A 922-nucleotide genomic window follows, 5' to 3' on the forward strand; every position below is an offset into this window, starting at 1 on the left:
GTCACAGTAGATAGCGGTCTCTTTTTGGGGATGTATTGCCGCAATAGACCATTGAAGTTTTCATTTGATCCACGTTGCCAACTAGCAAACGGATCCGCAAAGTACGTCGTTGATTGAAGAGCTGTATCAATCCTGGCGTGCTCGGCAAATTCCTTGCCGTTGTCAAAAGTCAGGGTTTTAACGAGTGGGGTCACGGCGTTTAATTTAGTGATGATGGCGCTACTGACTAAATCCGACGTCTTGTTCTTGACCTTAGCCAAAACGGCATAGCCACTCTTGCGCTCAACCAAGGTCACAACAGCTTGCTTGTGGGCCGCTCCAATTACAGTATCGCCTTCCCAGTGGCCGACTTGGGATCTTGTCTCAATGTGCGCTGGGCGCTCACTGATCGGCCGCCTACCTACTATTTGGCCTCTGCGATCACGGCCGCTGGCATAGCGTTTCTTGCGCTTTTTTTGGCAACGCAGCTGCTGGTAAAGATTGCCGCCAGCGGCTTTATCGGCGTAGACATGGCGGTAGATGGTCTCATGACTAATCCCAACCTGATTGGCAATTTGGACGGGGCTCCACTGAGCTAAGAGGCAATCCACTGTCTGATTCCATTGATCGGCTGTTATTTGGGCGGCATTACGGCAGCCTAATGAGCGTTCTTCTGCCAACAGGCAGGCTTGCTTGGGACGGTAACCTTTGAGCCCCGTATTGCGAGCAAGCTCTCGGCTAATGGTCGACTTATGCCGATCCATCAGTTGGGCTATTTGAGTTTGGGTTTTTCCGTCTTTCATGAGGATATAAATCTGATATCGTTCAGTTTGGCTAAGGTGTTGATAGGTCATGGCTACTTTGACTTGCAGGTCTAGAAGCTTTGGATACTAAAACATCCTTAGCCTCCTTAACTAGTTGTTCAAAGTTGCACTTCGTAGTT

At 49.3% G+C, this 922-nt stretch carries 1 protein-coding gene; it reads right to left on the reverse strand.

Annotated features, from left to right (window positions below):
- Window positions 1–782 (reverse strand): IS30 family transposase (locus VC182_RS11470; protein ID WP_323485372.1); only part of this gene is annotated, 782 nt, incomplete at its 3' end.
- Between the last annotated feature and the right edge of the window lie 140 nt (window positions 783–922).

It is taken from the genome of Polynucleobacter sp. AP-Nickl1-40-C4 (genome assembly GCF_035012665.1).
GTDB lineage: Bacteria > Pseudomonadota > Gammaproteobacteria > Burkholderiales > Burkholderiaceae > Polynucleobacter.